The sequence below is a fragment of the Providencia sp. LY12 genome (assembly GCF_057621555.1).
On record NZ_CM172594.1, the window covers coordinates 2,225,685 to 2,243,171 of the forward strand.

The following is a 17,487-nucleotide window of genomic DNA, read 5'->3' on the forward strand; positions in this document are numbered from 1 at the left end:
TTATTTTTACATAAGTACGTTTTGTACGTACTGAAAGGATGGATGTTGATAATGAAAAAGTCATTAGTTGCGGTAGGTGTTATCGTTGCTCTGGGCGCAGTATGGACTGGCGCATCATGGTACACAGGTTCAAAAGTCGAAGCTGAACTGAATAAAGTGATTACGAATTCCAATGCGTTTATCACCGCTAACGATCCAAGTGCTGATGTTGTCTTTAAATTAGAGAACTACAAACGTGGTGTGTTCTCTTCTCAAGCTGACATCGTCATTACTTCAACCACTTCTGCTGACGAAAACATCGTCTTTAAAGCGGATATCTCACACGGTCCACTGCCATTATCTCAAGTCGCTAAATTCAACCTGATGCCAAAATTGGGCGCAGTGAATGTTGAATTAGCGAACACCAAAGTGACTAAAGAGCTGTTTGAAGCGACTAAAGGCAAGCCATTCATGCATGGTTCTGCAGTTATCGGCTACAGCAAAAACGTGGATTCTAACATTGAGTTGATCCCACTTGAGTACACTAAAGATGACGGTAAATTCTCTTTCAGTGGCGCTAAATTTGATATCGCAACGGGTTCTGACTTAAGCACCGTTGATGCATCTTTAGTGACTGATAGCTTAGTCATTAGCAGCACCAAGGAAGAAGGCTCTATCACCATGAAAGGCCTGAAACTGGTTTCTAACGTAACGAAATCTCAACACGGCTTCTATACTGGTACTCAATCTTTCGTGATCGCAGATACTGATGTTAGTATCCCTGAAACTAAGTTCTCGTTCAAAAACTTAGACGTTTCAAGTGATACTTCTATCAACGGTGATGATGTTAAAGGTAACATCTCTTACAAAATCAGCGATGTAAAAGCGTTAGAGCAAAACTTAGGTTCTGGTGAGCTGACGGTTGCTATCGAGAAATTAGATGCGAAAGCATTAGGCAAATTTGTTGAGCAATACAACCAAGCACTGGCTGATGGCTTAGCAACAGGCAACCCAGGTGAAGTTAGCGAAAAAATCGCAATGCAGATGATGACCACGACTCTGCCTGAGCTGATGAAAAGCAAGCCTGTATTCACTGTGAGCCCGTTCTACTGGAAAAACGACGCTGGTCAAAGTTCTATCGACCTGAGCATCACATTCAACAAGTGGAATCAAGACGAAATCACTGCGTTAGCAATGCAAAACAAAGTGGATGAAGCGTTCAAACAACTGATCACTTCTTTCGACTTCAGCATGAAACTGAACAAGCCAATGATCATTGAGTCAATGACTCAAGCGATGATCTTAGATGGTGGCGTAGCAGTATCAGCAGAAGACAAGAAAGCGGTTCAAGAACAAGTTTCTGAAGAGTTCGCAGGCGTTCAACAAATGCTGACTGCGGATATGTTCTCTAACCCGTTCGAAGAAATGTTCATGACTGATGAACAACGTGCAGAAAAAGCGAAAGAGAAAAAACACCCTTGGATGATCGACAGCGAAAACGATTTAACCATGACTGTTAAATTCTCTGGTAACGACCTGACCTTCAACGATGACAAATATACCTTAGCTGAATTCTTAACTAAGATGAAAATGATGCCGGGCGCAGAAGATGAAATGGGTTACGAAGAAGAAGCTCAACCAGCTGATGGTGCAGAAGTTGCAGAACCTGCAATTGAAGCAGAACAACCAGCAGAAGCGCCAGCTGCACAGTAATTGATTCTTAAGATAATTTTCCCTTAAGATAAATCAAGTAAACGCCAGTCACACAGACTGGCGTTTTTCTTTTTATCACCCTCTTTTTCATTGATTTTTACTCAATTACAGACAAAATGGAGGTAATATATCTATAAGGATCATTTATTGTGATAAACAAACAACTCCCACTCACGGATTTACACCGCCACCTTGATGGCAATATTCGCCCAGAAACCATCCTTTCCCTTGCACAACAACATCATATTCAGCTTCCCGCCGATGAAATTGAAGCATTACGCCCTCACGTTCAAATTATGGGACAAGAAGCCGATTTAGTGGGCTTTCTGACTAAATTGGATTGGGGTGTTGCTGTCCTCGCAGATTTAGATGCTTGTAAGCGCGTCGCATATGAAAACGTGGAAGATGCGTTCAACGCAGGCATCGACTATGCAGAGTTGCGTTTCTCCCCTTACTATATGGCCATGAAACACCAACTTCCTGTTGAAGGTGTTGTGGGCGCAGTTATTGATGGTATTGCTGCGGGTTGTCGCCAATATGATATTCAAGTTAACCTGATTGGCATTCTAAGCCGTACATTTGGACAGCAAGCCTGTGCCATAGAATTAGACGGTCTTCTTGCTCATAGAGATAAACTGTGCGCTCTCGATTTAGCGGGTGATGAGTTAGGATTCCCTGGCGCCCTATTTGAAGAACATTTTACCAAAGCGCGTAATACAGGGCTCAATATCACTGTTCATGCAGGAGAAGCCGCGGGTGCAGCCAGTATTTGGCATGCGATCAAGCATTTAGGTGCTCAGCGTATTGGCCATGGCGTAAAAGCCATTGAAGATCCTGAACTGGTTGAATTTTTAGCAAAAAATAACATTGGTATTGAAAGCTGTTTAACTTCAAACATTCAAACCAGCACCGTCCCTTCACTGGCTCATCACCCATTGAAAACGTTTTTATCCCACGGTGTATTAGCATCCATTAATACCGATGACCCTGCTGTTCAAGGTATTGAGCTGCCATACGAATATAATGTGGCTGCACCGCAAGCGGGCCTAACACAGGCTGAAATTGAGCTAGCTCAACGTAATGGTTTAACCATGGCATTTCTTTCTGATAGCGAAAAAGCGGCATTAACACGTAAAGCTGCTAACCGTTAATTTCCGTTATAGCCTACCTCTGTTATAACTGCCTCAGCGTTATAACCATCCTAGGGCAGAACCTCTCTCTGCCCTATTTAACCCTTCGATACTTCAAGCTTTCTCCGCTGCTAATCTATTTATAGTATTAAACCCAATAGTATGTTGTAACTAAAATAGCATATTGATAAAGGCAGCTATCGCTGCCTTATTGTACTCTTAGTATTTTTCTAATCTTAGTGTTTTTCTAATTGTTTGGCATATTTCTGGGCGATAACCGCACACACCATTAATTGAATTTGGTGGAAAATCATTAATGGCAGCAAAATAATCCCCACCGTTGCCGCTGGGAATAAAACGTTCGCCATAGGTACTCCGTTTGCTAAACTCTTTTTCGAGCCACAGAACAAGATGGTAATTTCATCTTCTTTGCTAAATCCAAGAAGGCGCGCAGACATCACGTTAATCACCATCACCACCACTAACACGACGCAAGAAACTAATGTAATGATAAACAATGAATAAGCATCGATAGTTTGCCAGATACCCTCCACTACCGCTTCACTGAACGCCACGTAAACCACTAGAAGAATCGATGAGCGGTCTGTGGTATTAACTAATCTTTTATGGCGATTAATCCAGTTAGCAATTAGCGGACGGCACAAATGCCCAACAATAAACGGCACCATTAATTGCAACATAATGGAGCCAATCGCGTTCAAAGTGTCCATGGCTTGGCTGCCATCGGTATCCATTAGTACTCCCACCAAAACAGGTGAAAGGAAAACCCCTAAAATACTCGATGCCGAAGCACTACAAATCGCGGCAGCAACGTTGCCCCCTGCTACTGAGGTAAATGCAATCGCTGACTGCACGGTTGCTGGCAATGCACATAAATAGAGAAAACCCATATACACCGTCGGTGACATCCAATGAGGCACCATGAAACGTAACGCAATACCAATAATGGGAAAGAGAATAAAAGTGCTAGCAAATACCAGTAAATGAAGCCGCCAGTGCCCCATCCCTGCAACGATAGATTCTCTGGATAACTTAGCACCATGCATAAAGAACAGTAGCGCGATTGCCGCTGTAGTTAGGTGCTGAAAAACGGTTTTGACTTCCCCTTCACAAGGAAAAATACTGGCGATAACAACCACGCCAATCATGATCAACAGAAAAGAGTCTATTTTAAGTTTTGCTAATAAATTCATTCGATTTTCCACAAATAAAAAGCCAGGTTTCACTCTGGCAATATGTTGCTAACAAAGAGGGATAAAAGCGTGGTTTTTCCCTCTTTGTGTTATCAGGCGAAAATCAATGAATTGATTTTCCTCGTTGATTATTGCAACCAAAAATAGCGATTTTCAAACCAATTAGGTCTGAAAATCGTCTAAAGCCAGGTTTCACTCTGGCTTTATCTTCAACGTTGAACCTTAGAAAATATTTTCGATGGTACGTTTTTCTTTCGCTGATTGAATACCGGCTTCAATCAGTTTCATAATCTCGATGGCTTCACTTGGCGTTACTGGATTTGGCTTACCGAGACGGATAGCGTCATGAATAGCTTCATAATAGCCGCCATAGTTGCCTTTTTCATTGTTCCACGGCTTCGTCACCATTTCATCACCTTGTGACAGGGTCACAACTCCATGATTCGGATCTTCCCCCCAATGCTCTCCTTGCGGAATCGCGCCGCTTTTTAACGCATCTTCTTGAGTATCCAGACCATATTTCACGTAGCTGCCCTTCATCCCATGAATGGTATAGATTGGCATTGGTGCAGCGGCAAGCGTCGTTGAGTGTAGAACCACTTTTTTATCTGCGTAATCCAGCATTGCATGGAAATAATCCACCGCTTCCGCACCTGGACGAATAATACCAAGATCCACCGTAATCGCTTTTGGCTTGCCAAAATATTGTAGAACTTGGTCAATAACGTGTGGTCCTAAATCGTACCAAATCCCTGCTCCGGGAATATTGGCCTCACGCCAGCGTTGCCTAACCACGGGACGAAAACGGTCAAAATGAGATTCATAATATTTAATCTCACCTAAACAGCCATCTTGCAGGATTTTTTTCACGGTACGATAACCAGAATCCCAGCGACGATTATGATATACCGACAACAATTTACCTGCTTTTTCAGCGCGTTGTTGTAAATCTTCGGCTTCTTTAACGTCGAGCGTAAATGGTTTATCAACCACCACATGCTTACCCGCCGCTAGCGCTTTACAGGCTAATGGGTAGTGAGTGTCATTCGGGGTTGGGATCACCACCAGTTCAATTTCAGCATCCGCGAACAGCTCTTCGGGTGTCCCCACCACCTTAACATTAGGATGGTCGGCATGAACTTTGCTCGCATCGCTACTGGAGATTGTGGTTAGTTCAAACTCCTCTAACATGGCTAAAAATGGGGCATGGAAAGTTTTGCTGGCATAACCGTACCCGACAATCCCAACTTTAATTGGCTTGGACATGTTGACCTCACATTAGTGGCATATTTTGCTATTTTAAAAAAGTACCATCAGAATGAATCAATTAGCAAATAAATCTATGATAGGATTATTATTTATCTGTACTATTTAGTGATAACGGATCCCTTATTTATGACTTCTGTTTATAACGCAGACCGCATTACTGGCTGGCTATTAGTCCCCGCTAGCTATTTACTGCTGACATTATTTGCTGCTTGCAGCATGACTGTGATGTACTGCATTAAGTTTTATGAGATAGTGACTACCGTTGAAAGCTGGAGTAGTTTCATTACTCCTCAGTGGTATTTATCATTCGCTATCAGCCTCGCTATGTCACTGTTTAGCGTGCATGTAGCGCAATTGATGTTTAAACGTTCTCGCCAATTCCCCCGTCGTTTTACTATCTGGTTATTAGCATTAATGTTAATCGGGCTAAAAACCTTCGCCTTTTCCCCGATTGATGACCAGACAGCCTTGCAAATCCTTGCATGGCCACTCTTAGGGGCTGCTTTTTTCGTCCCGTATATGAAAGTTTCTAAACGCGTGAAAATGACTTTCACACAAGATCGATAAGCATCACAAAAATAGCTTTGATATCATAGCCTCCGTTAAACTGACTGCGGTCAGTTTTTGGGCTTTTTTCTCTCTTCAGGCTATGACATGACCGACTATCTTCTACTTTTTATTGGGACAGTGTTAGTCAACAACTTTGTCCTCGTTAAATTCTTGGGATTATGCCCATTTATGGGTGTATCAAAAAAACTAGAAACTGCCATTGGGATGGGGTTTGCGACAACGTTCGTGATGACTCTCGCCTCTATTTCTTCGTGGCTAATCGATACGTTGATCTTAATCCCGCTGGATTTAGTCTATCTGCGCACACTGAGCTTTATCCTTGTGATTGCTGTCGTTGTGCAATTTACCGAAATGGTTGTGAGAAAAACCAGCCCAACGTTATACCGCTTATTGGGGATCTTTTTACCGCTGATCACCACTAACTGCGCGGTTCTTGGGGTGGCCTTATTAAATATCAACCAATCCCATAATTTCTTGCAATCTGCGGTCTATGGCTTTAGCGCCGCCGTCGGATTCTCTTTTGTGATGGTACTTTTCGCGGCTATTCGCGAGCGTTTGGCTGTCGCAAATGTCCCAGCGCCTTTTAAAGGTTCGTCAATTGGCCTGATCACAGCAGGGTTAATGTCCCTCGCATTTATGGGCTTTAGTGGTTTGGTGAAATTCTAATGATGTCTTTGTGGATTGCGATTGGCATATTAGCCGTTTTCGGGCTGATCTTTGGTCTGATCTTAGGCTATGCCTCATTACGTTTTAAAGTTGAAGAAGACCCGATTGTTGAAAAACTGGATGCGATTTTACCGCAAAGTCAGTGTGGTCAATGCAGTTATCCGGGGTGCCGTCCCTACGCAGAAGCCGTTGCCAATAACGGTGAGATGATTAACAAATGTGCCCCTGGCGGCGAGCAAGTGATGCTCAAAATAGCCGAATTGATGAACGTAGATCCTCAGCCGATTGATGGCGATGAAGAGGCACAAAATCCCGTTCGTAAAGTGGCGGTCATCGATGAAGAAAACTGTATTGGTTGCACCAAATGTATTCAAGCTTGCCCTGTGGATGCCATTGTGGGCGCCACTCGCGCTATGCATACCGTGATTGAAGATTTGTGTACAGGCTGTGACCTGTGTGTAGCCCCTTGCCCTACGGATTGTATTGAAATGGTACCGGTTAAAACCACAACCGCTAACTGGAAATGGGATTTAAACACCATTCCTGTTAAAAACATTACGGATGTACCTCTTTCTTCAGTTAAAGAGGGTTCCCATGCTTAATTTATTTAAGTGGTTGAAAAAAGATAATGTTTGGGACTTCGATGGTGGCATTCACCCGCCAGAGATGAAACTGCAATCCAGCCAAACGCCTATGCGAGTGGCTTCCGTCCCTGACGAATTGATTATTCCGCTACAACAGCATTTAGGACCTGAGGGTGAACTGATTGTTAAGGTTGGTGACACCGTCCTTAAAGGGCAGCCGCTCACCAAAGGTTCCGGTCGTACCGTACCGGTTCACGCCTCAACATCAGGAACCATTGTTGCCATTGAACCCATGGTGACTGCGCACCCTTCAGGGTTAAAAGAGCTGTGTGTCAAAATTAAATCGGATGGTTTAGATACTTGGGCACCTTTGCAACCCGAGCCTAATTTCCAACAACTTTCACGTGCCGATTTACTCAATAAGATTGAACAAGCGGGTATCGCCGGTCTTGGTGGTGCAGGCTTCCCGACAGCATCCAAGCTAGCGGGCGGGAAAGATGCCATTAAAACATTGATTATCAATGCTGCTGAGTGCGAGCCGTACATCACCGCAGATGACCGATTAATGCAGGAACACGCCCAAGAGGTCATCGAAGGTTGCCGCGTTTTACAACATTTGCTCAATCCAGACCAAGTGCTGATTGGTATTGAGGATAATAAACCTGAAGCTATCAAGGCATTAAAACGTGCACTGACGCCTATAGATACACAGATTTTTGTACGCGTGATCCCAACTAAATATCCATCAGGTGGCGCGAAACAGCTCACAAAAATCTTAACCGGAAAGGAAGTCCCTTCTGGCGCTCGTTCATCTCAAATCGGCGTGCTAATGCAAAACGTCGGTACCGCTGTTGCCATTAAACGCGCAGTGATTGATGGACAACCACTGATTGAACGTGTCGTAACAGTGACGGGCGAAGCGATTAAACAGCCTGGTAACTTCTGGGCGCGTTTAGGCACCCCAGTTAAGCACCTGCTTCAACAATCTGGTTTTGAACCTGAAAGTGAGCAAATGGTGATTATGGGCGGCCCATTAATGGGCTTTACGCTGCCGGATCTGAATGTGCCAGTGGTGAAAATCTGTAACTGTTTATTGGTTCCTACCCAAGAAGAAATGGGTGAAAAGCCAGTCGAAGAAGCCTGCATTCGTTGCGGTTTATGTGTTGATGCCTGCCCTGCGGGATTACTGCCCCAGCAATTATATTGGTTCAGTAAAGGCAACGAACACGAAAAAGCGCAAAAGCATAATCTGTTTGACTGCATTGAGTGTGGCGCTTGCGCTTATGTTTGCCCAAGTAATATTCCGTTGGTGCAATATTATCGCCAAGAAAAAGCTGAAATTCGCGAGATAGACCAAGAGGAACGTCGTTCCGCGGAAGCAAAACTGCGCTTTGAAGCCAAACAACAGCGAATGGAACGTGAAAAACTGGCCCGTGAAGAGCGCCATAAAAAAGCAGCTGTTCAAGTGGATACCGCGGATAAAGACGCGGTTAATGCGGCGCTGGCTCGTGTTAAAGCGAAGAAAGCCTCAACCTCTGAACCAATAAAAATTATTTCGGGCGAATTGCCGGATAATAGTGCCGTTATTGCAGCAAGAGAAGCGCGTAAAGCCCAAGCTCGTGCGAAGCAAGCACAAAAAGTCGCGGACCAAACTCAATCTGATAACTTAGTTATTGCAGATGGCGCTGAGGGTGATGACCCACGCAAAGCTGCCGTCGCTGCTGCAATTGCTCGTGCAAAAGCGAAAAAAGCGGCTGCGCAACAGACTTCAGAGCCTGTTGTTGAAGCGCCTGCTGAAGCCACTGAGGAAGTCGACCCACGCAAAGCTGCCGTCGCTGCCGCAATTGCTCGTGCGAAAGCCAAGAAAGCGGCTGCGCAACAGACTTCAGAGCCTGTTGTTGAAGCGCCGGCTGAAGCCGTTGAAGAAGTCGATCCGCGCAAAGCTGCCGTCGCTGCTGCAATTGCCCGTGCGAAAGCCAAAAAAGCGGCTGCGCAACAGACTTCAGAGCCTGTTGTTGAAGCGCCTGTTGAAGCCGCTGAGGAAGTCGACCCGCGCAAAGCTGCCGTTGCTGCTGCCATTGCTCGAGCAAAAGCGAAAAAAGCGGCTGCGCAACAGACTTCAAAGCCTGTTGTTGAAGCGCCTGTTGAAGCCGCTGAGGAAGTCGACCCGCGCAAAGCTGCCGTCGCCGCTGCCATTGCTCGAGCGAAAGCGAAAAAAGCGGCTGCGCAACAAACTTCAGAGCCTGTTGTTGAAGCGCCTGTTGAAGCCACTGAGGAAGTCGACCCGCGCAAAGCTGCCGTCGCCGCTGCGATTGCCCGAGTTAAGGCAAAAAAAGCCGCTGAACAGCGACCTACAGAACAACAATCAAACGAACAAACCACCACAGAGTAAGTGATAAACAGATGAAATTTAGACCGCTTGATAGCAAAGCACGCCGTTTAAAAATTGCTAGCGCCCCATTTACTCATGATAACCAAAGTACCAGTCAAGTCATGTTTTGGGTTCTGCTTGCCGCTATCCCCGGCATTGCAGTGCAAACCTATTTTTTTGGTGTTGGAACCTTATACCAAATCGCCATTGCGATGGTCACTGCCGCAGTAACAGAAGCCATCTCCATCCGCTTACGCCAGCAACCTGTGCTGCCTGTTTTGAAAGATAATTCCGCGATTGTTACCGCGTTATTACTGGGTGTGAGCTTACCGCCACTATCACCTTGGTGGCTGATTGTGTTAGGCACTGTATTTGCCATTATTATTGCTAAGCAATGCTACGGTGGCTTGGGACAGAATCCATTTAACCCTGCTATGGTCGGTTATGTGGTGTTGCTGATTTCATTCCCAGTGCAAATGACGAACTGGTTGCCTCCTCAAGAATTGCAACAGCTACATATTTCTGGTTTTGATAGCTTGATGGTGATCTTTAGCGGGCATACCTCGACGGGAATAACACTGGATCAATTACGTACCGGTATTGATGGTATGAGCCAAGCGACTCCGTTAGATAGCTTTAAAACGGGCTTACTCACCCATTCCATTTCCGATGTACTACAGCAACCAATCCTGCAAGGCTCTTTAGCCGGTATCGGTTGGCAGTGGGTGAACCTTGCCTATCTGGCAGGCGGATTAATTATGTTAAGCCGCCGCATTATTAGCTGGCACATTCCCGTGGCATTTATTGGTACCTTAGCCCTACTCGCTGTGATTAGCTGGTTAATTGACGATAGCCGCTATTCTCCGCCATTAATCCAATTGCTGTCCGGTGCGACAATGTTGGGGGCATTCTTTATTTCAACCGACCCAGTCACCGCATCGACAACGCCAAAAGGACGAATTATTTTTGGTGTGTTAATCGGCTTCTTAGTGTGGGTGATCCGCGTTTATGGCGGCTATCCTGATGCCGTGGCCTTTGCTGTCTTGCTTGCCAATATCACCGTACCATTAATCGACCACTATACGCAGCCTCGTGCGTATGGACATAAGTAAGGAGCCAGCATGTTAAATACAATGCGCCGTCATGGCACAATCTTGGCTCTGTTCGCGGCAGGTACAACTGCACTGAGCGCCGCTGTATATACGCTAACGAAAGATATCATTGCAGAACAAGCCGCTATCGTGCAGAAGAAATTACTCGACCAAGTGGTGCCTGAATCCTTATATGACAATGAGCTCGCCAAAGAGTGCTATCTGGTCACCAATGAAACTATACTGGGAAATAAACTTCCTCGACATCTGTATATTGCCCGTAAGGATGGTCAGCCTGTTGCTGCGGCTTTAGAAAGCACGGCTCCCGATGGATATTCCGGCGCAATTCATCTGTTAGTTGGTGCAGATTTTAAAGGCAATGTTTTGGGTGTACGCGTCACAGAACACCATGAAACACCAGGGCTTGGGGATAAAATTGAAACCCGCATTTCTGATTGGATCACCCATTTTACGGGCAAAAAGTTAGAGTCTGCGCAAGACCCTCATTGGGCAGTGAAAAAAGATGGTGGTGATTTTGATCAATTTACAGGCGCCACAATCACGCCTCGTGCGGTTGTCAATGCCACAAAACGTACCGCGGCATTTATCCAAACGGTACCTGAAGAATTAGCGAATTACCCAATTTGTGGGGATGAATAATGAGTAGCGAAACTAAAGAATTATTTGCACAAGGGTTATGGAAGAATAACTCTGCATTGGTACAACTACTGGGGTTATGCCCATTATTAGCGGTATCATCAACAGCGACTAACGCATTAGGCTTGGGGCTAGCAACGACCCTCGTTCTCGTCTGCACTAACGTAGCAGTATCCGCATTTCGTCGCTGGGTTCCTGCTGAAATCCGTATTCCTATTTATGTGATGATTATCGCCTCCGTGGTGAGCGCCGTACAAATGCTGATCAACGCCTATGCGTTTGGTTTGTATGAGTCTCTGGGGATCTTTATTCCGCTGATTGTCACAAACTGTATCGTCATTGGACGCGCTGAAGCTTATGCATCTCGCAACACAGTTCCTTTATCTGCCATCGATGGCTTGGCGATGGGATTAGGAGCAACAGCCGCACTGTTTGTACTAGGTGCTATGCGTGAAATTCTTGGTAACGGCACCTTGTTCGATGGCGCTGACCTACTGCTAGGTTCATGGGCAAAATCGTTACGTGTGGAAGTCTTACACCTTGACTCACCCTTTTTACTCGCTATGCTGCCACCGGGCGCGTTTATTGGCTTAGCCTTGATGCTAGCCGGTAAATACCTTATTGATGAAAAAATGAAAAAGCGCGCGGCGCTAAAATCAGGTCAACAACCTGCTCGTGAATACCAAAAAGAACAAGGTTGTGGCACTCATATTTCTTAAATTTGAAGCTTTGTGAGCAATGAATAAAACTAAACGAATCGAAATTCTCACTCGCCTGCGCGATAACAATCCTCATCCGACAACGGAGCTAGAATTTAGCTCCCCTTTTGAATTACTGATTTCGGTGCTGCTGTCTGCGCAAGCCACCGATGTCAGCGTCAACAAAGCGACGGCAAAACTTTATCCGGTCGCCAATACGCCAGAGCAAATGGTCGCTCTCGGCGTTGATGGCATCAAAGAGTATATTAAAACCATTGGGTTATTTAATACCAAAGCCGAAAGCGTCTATAAAACCTGCCAGATCCTGATTGAAAAGCATCATAGCCAAGTCCCTGAAAACCGCGAGGCATTAGAAGCCTTGCCAGGTGTTGGGCGTAAAACGGCAAACGTTGTGCTCAATACCGCCTTTGGCTGGCCGACCATTGCCGTTGATACCCATATCTTCCGCGTGTGTAATCGCACCAAGTTTGCTCCCGGCAAAGATGTTGTGGAAGTCGAGGAAAAACTATTAAAAGTGGTTCCTGCTGAATTTAAAGTCGACTGCCACCACTGGTTTATTCTCCATGGTCGTTATACCTGTATCGCCCGCAAACCGCGCTGTGGATCTTGCATCATTGAAGATCTTTGCGAGTTTAAAGATAAAATTTACCCTGAAAATTAATCAACTTAGCCCAAGATGCGAATTTCCACACAGTTATAAAGTCATTCGCATTTTTTTCTTGCTCTAAGACTTTGTCTTACGCAACAATAGAGCCAAACTCAACATCAAATAAACGGTAAGTATGTTTCAAGACAACCCATTATTAGCGCAACTCAAACAAACGTTGCATGCCAAAACACCTCGCGTCGAAGGTCTGGTGAAAAGCACTGAAAAAGGCTTTGGCTTTTTAGAAGTCGATGGACAAAAAAGCTATTTCATTCCACCGCCGCAAATGAAGAAAGTGATGCACGGGGATAGAATTTCTGCCGCTGTTCATACGGATAAAGACCGTGAATTTGCCGAGCCTGAAGAGCTTATCGAGCCATTCCTTAACCGTTTTGTTGGTAAAATTCAGAAGAAAGATAACGACAATCGCCTGTTCGTTATTCCTGATCACCCACTGCTAAAAGATGCTATCTCCTGTCGCCCAATCAATGGTATCACTCATGAATTTAAGCAAGGTGACTGGGTTGTCGCAGAAATGCGTCGCCATCCATTAAAAGGCGACAAAGGTTTCTACGCAGAAATTACAGAATATATTACCTTCGGTGATGACCATTTCGCACCGTGGTGGGTTACGTTACGCCGTCACCAATTAGATCGCGCTGAACCTGCAATGGTGGAAAGTGAGCGTGATGATGAAGGCTTAGAACGTCTTGATTTAACTGACCTTCACTTTGTCACCATCGACAGTGCAAGCACTGAAGATATGGATGATGCGCTGTATATCGAGAAAACAGCTGAAGGCAACCTGAAACTGTATATCGCGATTGCCGACCCAACCAGTTATATCAAAGAAGGCAGTGAGCTGGATAAACTGGCATTAGCCCGTTCATTCACTAACTACCTGCCAGGCTTCAACATTCCAATGTTGCCTCGCCAGCTGTCTGATGATTTATGTTCACTGCGCCCGAATGCTCGTCGCCCTGCTCTAGTTTGCGTTACGCAGATCCTGCAAGACGGTGCCATTGATAGCAATATTGAGTTCTTCAGTGCGTGGGTTGAATCTAAAACTAAGTTAGTTTATGACGAAGTTTCTGATTGGTTAGAAGAAACGGGTTCTTGGAAACCACAATCTGACGCTGATACTCAGCAAATCCTGCTATTAAAAGAGATGGCTGATAAGCGCTTACAGTGGCGCCATGATAACGCCTTAGTCTTCAAAGATAGACCGGATTACCGTTTTGTTTTAGACGAAAATGGCAACGTGGTGGATATCGTCTCAGAAAGCCGTCGTACCGCAAATCGCATTGTTGAAGAAGCGATGATCACCGCTAACTTATGTGCGGCTAACGTGCTGAAAAACAAATTAGGTTTCGGTGTGTTTAACGTCCATATGGGCTTTGAGCCTCTGCAAATCGAGCAAGTGGTTCAGACCTTGAAAGATAATGGCATCGAAGCAAAAGGCGAAGAGCTATTAACCCTTGAAGGCTTCCGTCAATTACGCCGCCTCTTGGATTCACAGCCGACTCAATTCTTAGACAGCCGTATTCGTCGCTTCCAAACCTTTGCGGAGGTGAAAGCGGATCCGGGTCCTCACTTTGGTCTAGGCTTTGACGCGTATGCCACATGGACATCGCCAATTCGTAAATACACCGATATCGTCAACCACCGCTTGCTGAAATCGATTATTGCGGGCGCACCAACACCAGAAAAACCAACTGAAGAGCTGTCTCTTAAGCTGGCAGAACGCCGCCGTGCTAACCGTATGGCTGAGCGTGATGTGGGTGATTGGCTATATTCCCGCTATCTGAAACCGTTTGAAGGCACTGATACTAAATTCCCTGCGGAAATTATCGATATTACTCGCGGTGGTGTGCGTGTGCGTTTAGTGGATAATGGCGCCGTTGCCTTTATTCCTGCCCCATTCCTTCACAGTGTTCGTGATGAAATTCAATGCAGCCAAGAGACTGGCAGTGTGCTAATCAAAGGCGAAAAAGCCTATCAATTAAACGATATTATTGATGTCAATATCGCCGAAGTGCGTATGGAAACCCGTAATATCGTGGCTCGCCCAGCCGCGTAGTCATTCTCCATTTCGTATCAAAAAAGCCATTACTTATGAGTAATGGCTTTTTTTTTATATGGTCAAAATACATTCAATATGAATGAGTTAGCATTTAATGTTAAACATCTAACATTTCCTGACATTTATTTCTGATTATTCCGATCCGCCTATTCTTTTTTCATGATATTTTAATTCGGCTATATGTTGATACGTAATTATCATTATAAAAAATAAGTTGGAGTAAACATCATGAAACGCATCCTCTCTTTTGTCATTATCGCAACGGTGGCGCTGGGTCTCAGTGCTTGTTCAAATATGTCAAAACAGAATAAAAACACAGCGATTGGAGCGACTGTCGGTGCTGTTGGAGGCGCAATATTAACGGATGGAAGCGCTCTGGGCACAGTAGGCGGCGCGGCTATCGGCGGGATTATTGGACATCAAGTGAAGAAGTAAATTTAACACACACTTTAATGACAAATGGGGGAATATTTCCCCCATTTTTATTAGGATGGTTATTTCTTAAATACTGCTAATTAACCACCTGCTAATTTAACTTGGTAGCCTTTGACTTCCAGTAATTGTTTCAGCAAGTCACGCTTATCACCTTGGATTTCGATATCACCATCTTTTACTGCACCGCCGCAACCGCATTTTTTCTTCAATTCAGCGGCCAGCTTTATCAATTCCGCATCATCCAGATCTAAGCCCGTCACAACGCAAACACCCTTTCCTTTACGGCCGGATGTTTCACGGCGAATACGCACGATACCATCGCCTTTTGGACGCTCGGCTTTCGGTTTTTCTTCCTCAATGCGTCCTATATCTGTGCTATACACGAGACGGCTGTTAGCGTCACTCATGCGATATCCTTAATGGACTGATTAATTTGTTGTAAGGTCAGCGCTGGGTCTTCACTACGGGTGATCGGACGCCCGATTACCATGTAATCGACACCTGCTTCAATCGCTTGTTGTGGGGTCATAATACGACGCTGGTCACCCACTTCGCTGCCTACAGGACGAATACCCGGAGTAACTAACTTGAACTCTTGCCCGCATGCCGCTTTTAGCGCTTTTGCTTCATGTGCTGAGCACACGACACCATCAAGACCACACTGCTTAGTTAACAGCGCTAAACGCTCAGCATGCTCTGCTGGCGTTAAGTTAATACCAACACCCGCTAAATCTGAGGCATCCATACTGGTTAATACGGTGACAGCTGTTAATAAAGGAGCGTCTTTACCGTAGCTTTCAAGAGCTTGGCGTGCCGCTTCCATCATTCGTGCGCCGCCGCTAGCGTGAACATTCACCATCCAAACGCCCATTTCTGCCGCTGCGGAAACCGCACGAGCAACCGTATTCGGAATATCATGGAATTTAAGATCCAAAAAAACATCAAAACCACGGTCATGGAGTGACTTAACAAATTGAGGACCATTAAATGTGAACATTTCTTTGCCCACTTTCAAGCGACAGTCGCGCGGGTCAATCCTATCCACAAATGCAAGTGCGGCATCCGCAGTTTCATAGTCTAGAGCCACAATGATAGGCGAGTCAGTGTTTACGCGAACGAGGTTCTCAGTTGAGGAGATCATTTCATAGCCTTTATTGAGTATTGTCAGAAATTATAAGTGACGCTGTCACTGACCATCCAGCCCGCGAATTGGCTTGATGGTGTCCCAAGAGCGACAAGATGGACAGTGCCAATAGAGCGAACGGGAGGTAAAACCACATTTGTGGCAACGGTAATCCGGTTTAGTACGAATTTGCTCCCCCACCATTTTACGCAGCAAAATCAAGCTCTCTTTGGCTCGACCTTCTTCCGCTTCCGCCAGATGGTAATCCATCAAACGGTAGAATAAGCGCATGGTTGGATGGCGCTGAATTTGGTCATTGATATAGCTAGCAGCCGCTTCATGATTCTGTTTTTCAACGATAATATCGGCGAGATAAAGCTCGGCAATGGCACCTGTATTTCCATCAACACATTGACGTAAATAGCTTTCCCAGCCTTCCGCCAGCCCAGTGTGTCGATAGCATTCGTACAGCATTGGCAGTGTTTCAGAAACCAGTTCTCTATCTTGATGATAAACCTGCACTAAGGCAGAAATCGCTTTATCATAATTGCCTTGCTCGATAAAAATACGCCCTTTCATAATCGAAACGCGTGCGCAGTTTTTATCCGCTTGCTCGCCTTTATTTAATAGGCTTAAGGCCTCGTCGATATCATCACTCGCCAATTCTTGAGTCGCTAACTCACAGTAGAAATGGGCGATTTGTTCCCGTAACTCTTCAGCGCCTAATTTCACCAGCTTGGTTGCCGTTTCAATGGCTTTGCCCCAATCACTGGTTAACTGATAAATCGATAACAAAGATTGCAGCGCACTCTGTTTAAAGTCCACTTCATCGGTTAATTGCTGGAACATGTTTTCAGCGCGGTCATACACACCAGCGGTCATATAATCACGACCAAGCTGTTGAGTGGCCAATAAACGTTGTTCAAAAGACAGTGCTGCACTTTCCACCAGCGATTGGTGAATTCGAATCGCGCGTTCAACTTCGCCACGAGAACGGAATAAGTTACCGAGAGTTAGGTGAGCCTCAAAGGCGGAGCTATCTTCCGTTTTGAGCATTTCGAGGAATAAATCAACGGCTTTATCCTGTTGATTAGATAATAGGAAGTTCACGCCTGTCACGTAGTCACGGGACAAGCGATTTGCATGCTGCTGCTTATCTTGCTGAGCACTTCTGCGCCCCATGTACCAACCATATGCAGCGGCAACAGGTAGCAACAGAAAAAGCAACTCGAACATT

The 17,487-nt window shown here is 45.3% G+C and carries 17 protein-coding genes; 12 read left to right on the plus strand and 5 right to left on the minus strand.

Annotation, left to right across the window (positions count from 1 at the left end; translation table 11 throughout):
- Positions 1 to 51 precede the first annotated feature (51 nt).
- Complete coding sequence (locus tag ACY3ZI_RS10535) at positions 52 to 1,692, plus strand: YdgA family protein (protein ID WP_211885649.1); 1,641 nt, start codon at positions 52 to 54, stop codon at positions 1,690 to 1,692.
- Between the two features lie 149 nt (positions 1,693 to 1,841).
- Positions 1,842 to 2,843, plus strand: a complete 1,002-nt coding sequence (gene add, locus ACY3ZI_RS10540) for an adenosine deaminase (protein WP_487375134.1) — start codon at positions 1,842 to 1,844, stop codon at positions 2,841 to 2,843.
- Positions 2,844 to 3,058: 215 nt separating this feature from the next.
- Here the strand turns inward: add and ACY3ZI_RS10545 are convergent, their stop codons facing one another.
- Both ACY3ZI_RS10545 and ACY3ZI_RS10550 read right to left on the minus strand, forming a co-directional pair.
- Entirely contained in the window at positions 3,059 to 4,036 is a 978-nt protein-coding gene (locus ACY3ZI_RS10545; RefSeq protein ID WP_487375135.1) for a bile acid:sodium symporter family protein, read from the minus strand.
- Between the two features lie 222 nt (positions 4,037 to 4,258).
- Entirely contained in the window at positions 4,259 to 5,302 is a 1,044-nt protein-coding gene (locus ACY3ZI_RS10550; RefSeq protein WP_211885653.1) for an oxidoreductase, read from the minus strand.
- Positions 5,303 to 5,431: 129 nt separating this feature from the next.
- Between ACY3ZI_RS10550 and ACY3ZI_RS10555 the strand changes: the two genes are divergently transcribed.
- From ACY3ZI_RS10555 to osmB, 10 genes are all read left to right on the plus strand, one after another.
- Positions 5,432 to 5,872, plus strand: coding sequence for a DUF2569 domain-containing protein (locus tag ACY3ZI_RS10555; protein WP_211885655.1), 441 nt, complete (start codon positions 5,432 to 5,434; stop codon positions 5,870 to 5,872).
- Between the two features lie 87 nt (positions 5,873 to 5,959).
- A complete protein-coding gene (gene rsxA, locus ACY3ZI_RS10560) occupies positions 5,960 to 6,541 on the plus strand; it encodes an electron transport complex subunit RsxA (RefSeq protein ID WP_036952315.1) in 582 nt (193 codons plus the stop codon).
- Positions 6,541 to 7,143: an electron transport complex subunit RsxB gene (rsxB, locus tag ACY3ZI_RS10565; RefSeq protein ID WP_036952312.1), complete on the plus strand. Its 603-nt coding sequence runs from the start codon at positions 6,541 to 6,543 to the stop codon at positions 7,141 to 7,143. The genes rsxA and rsxB overlap by 1 nt, the downstream gene beginning before the upstream one ends.
- Entirely contained in the window at positions 7,136 to 9,517 is a 2,382-nt protein-coding gene (rsxC, locus tag ACY3ZI_RS10570; RefSeq protein ID WP_487375136.1) for an electron transport complex subunit RsxC, read from the plus strand. Before rsxB ends, rsxC begins: the two co-directional genes overlap by 8 nt.
- A gap of 11 nt (positions 9,518 to 9,528) precedes the next feature.
- Entirely contained in the window at positions 9,529 to 10,608 is a 1,080-nt protein-coding gene (gene rsxD, locus ACY3ZI_RS10575) for an electron transport complex subunit RsxD (protein ID WP_487375137.1), read from the plus strand.
- Between the two features lie 9 nt (positions 10,609 to 10,617).
- Positions 10,618 to 11,247, plus strand: coding sequence for an electron transport complex subunit RsxG (gene rsxG / locus ACY3ZI_RS10580; protein WP_211885668.1), 630 nt, complete (start codon positions 10,618 to 10,620; stop codon positions 11,245 to 11,247).
- Entirely contained in the window at positions 11,247 to 11,963 is a 717-nt protein-coding gene (locus ACY3ZI_RS10585) for an electron transport complex subunit E (RefSeq protein ID WP_211885669.1), read from the plus strand. The genes rsxG and ACY3ZI_RS10585 overlap by 1 nt, the downstream gene beginning before the upstream one ends.
- A gap of 19 nt (positions 11,964 to 11,982) precedes the next feature.
- Positions 11,983 to 12,624, plus strand: coding sequence for an endonuclease III (gene nth / locus ACY3ZI_RS10590; protein ID WP_036956562.1), 642 nt, complete (start codon positions 11,983 to 11,985; stop codon positions 12,622 to 12,624).
- A gap of 121 nt (positions 12,625 to 12,745) precedes the next feature.
- Complete coding sequence (locus ACY3ZI_RS10595; protein WP_187129136.1) at positions 12,746 to 14,689, plus strand: exoribonuclease II; 1,944 nt, start codon at positions 12,746 to 12,748, stop codon at positions 14,687 to 14,689.
- Positions 14,690 to 14,920: 231 nt separating this feature from the next.
- Positions 14,921 to 15,127 carry an osmotically-inducible lipoprotein OsmB gene (gene osmB, locus ACY3ZI_RS10600; RefSeq protein ID WP_006659769.1) on the plus strand — a complete coding sequence of 69 codons (207 nt, stop codon included), beginning with the start codon at positions 14,921 to 14,923 and terminating at the stop codon, positions 15,125 to 15,127.
- Between the two features lie 80 nt (positions 15,128 to 15,207).
- Here osmB and yciH read toward each other — a convergent pair whose 3' ends face one another.
- The 3 genes from yciH to lapB are packed head-to-tail and all read right to left on the minus strand — an operon-like array spanning position 15,208 to position 17,486.
- Positions 15,208 to 15,534: a stress response translation initiation inhibitor YciH gene (yciH, locus tag ACY3ZI_RS10605; RefSeq protein ID WP_211885671.1), complete on the minus strand. Its 327-nt coding sequence runs from the start codon at positions 15,532 to 15,534 to the stop codon at positions 15,208 to 15,210.
- On the minus strand, positions 15,531 to 16,268 hold the full coding sequence (pyrF, locus tag ACY3ZI_RS10610) for an orotidine-5'-phosphate decarboxylase (protein WP_487375138.1): 738 nt from the start codon (positions 16,266 to 16,268) through the stop codon (positions 15,531 to 15,533). The genes yciH and pyrF overlap by 4 nt, the downstream gene beginning before the upstream one ends.
- A 45-nt stretch (positions 16,269 to 16,313) precedes the next feature.
- Positions 16,314 to 17,486: a lipopolysaccharide assembly protein LapB gene (gene lapB, locus ACY3ZI_RS10615; protein ID WP_211885672.1), complete on the minus strand. Its 1,173-nt coding sequence runs from the start codon at positions 17,484 to 17,486 to the stop codon at positions 16,314 to 16,316.
- Position 17,487: the final 1 nt, after the last annotated feature.

Coding starts and splice junctions, on each gene's coding strand:
- ACY3ZI_RS10555 (WP_211885655.1), top strand. CDS start 5,432: ATGACTTCTGTTTATAACGCAGACCGCATTACTGGCTGGCTATTAGTC.
- nth (WP_036956562.1), top strand. CDS start 11,983: ATGAATAAAACTAAACGAATCGAAATTCTCACTCGCCTGCGCGATAAC.
- rsxC (WP_487375136.1), top strand. CDS start 7,136: ATGCTTAATTTATTTAAGTGGTTGAAAAAAGATAATGTTTGGGACTTC.
- ACY3ZI_RS10595 (WP_187129136.1), top strand. CDS start 12,746: ATGTTTCAAGACAACCCATTATTAGCGCAACTCAAACAAACGTTGCAT.
- lapB (WP_211885672.1), bottom strand. CDS start 17,486: ATGTTCGAGTTGCTTTTTCTGTTGCTACCTGTTGCCGCTGCATATGGT.
- osmB (WP_006659769.1), top strand. CDS start 14,921: ATGAAACGCATCCTCTCTTTTGTCATTATCGCAACGGTGGCGCTGGGT.
- ACY3ZI_RS10545 (WP_487375135.1), bottom strand. CDS start 4,036: ATGAATTTATTAGCAAAACTTAAAATAGACTCTTTTCTGTTGATCATG.
- ACY3ZI_RS10550 (WP_211885653.1), bottom strand. CDS start 5,302: ATGTCCAAGCCAATTAAAGTTGGGATTGTCGGGTACGGTTATGCCAGC.
- rsxB (WP_036952312.1), top strand. CDS start 6,541: ATGATGTCTTTGTGGATTGCGATTGGCATATTAGCCGTTTTCGGGCTG.
- yciH (WP_211885671.1), bottom strand. CDS start 15,534: ATGAGTGACGCTAACAGCCGTCTCGTGTATAGCACAGATATAGGACGC.
- ACY3ZI_RS10535 (WP_211885649.1), top strand. CDS start 52: ATGAAAAAGTCATTAGTTGCGGTAGGTGTTATCGTTGCTCTGGGCGCA.
- pyrF (WP_487375138.1), bottom strand. CDS start 16,268: ATGATCTCCTCAACTGAGAACCTCGTTCGCGTAAACACTGACTCGCCT.
- ACY3ZI_RS10585 (WP_211885669.1), top strand. CDS start 11,247: ATGAGTAGCGAAACTAAAGAATTATTTGCACAAGGGTTATGGAAGAAT.
- rsxA (WP_036952315.1), top strand. CDS start 5,960: ATGACCGACTATCTTCTACTTTTTATTGGGACAGTGTTAGTCAACAAC.
- rsxD (WP_487375137.1), top strand. CDS start 9,529: ATGAAATTTAGACCGCTTGATAGCAAAGCACGCCGTTTAAAAATTGCT.
- rsxG (WP_211885668.1), top strand. CDS start 10,618: ATGTTAAATACAATGCGCCGTCATGGCACAATCTTGGCTCTGTTCGCG.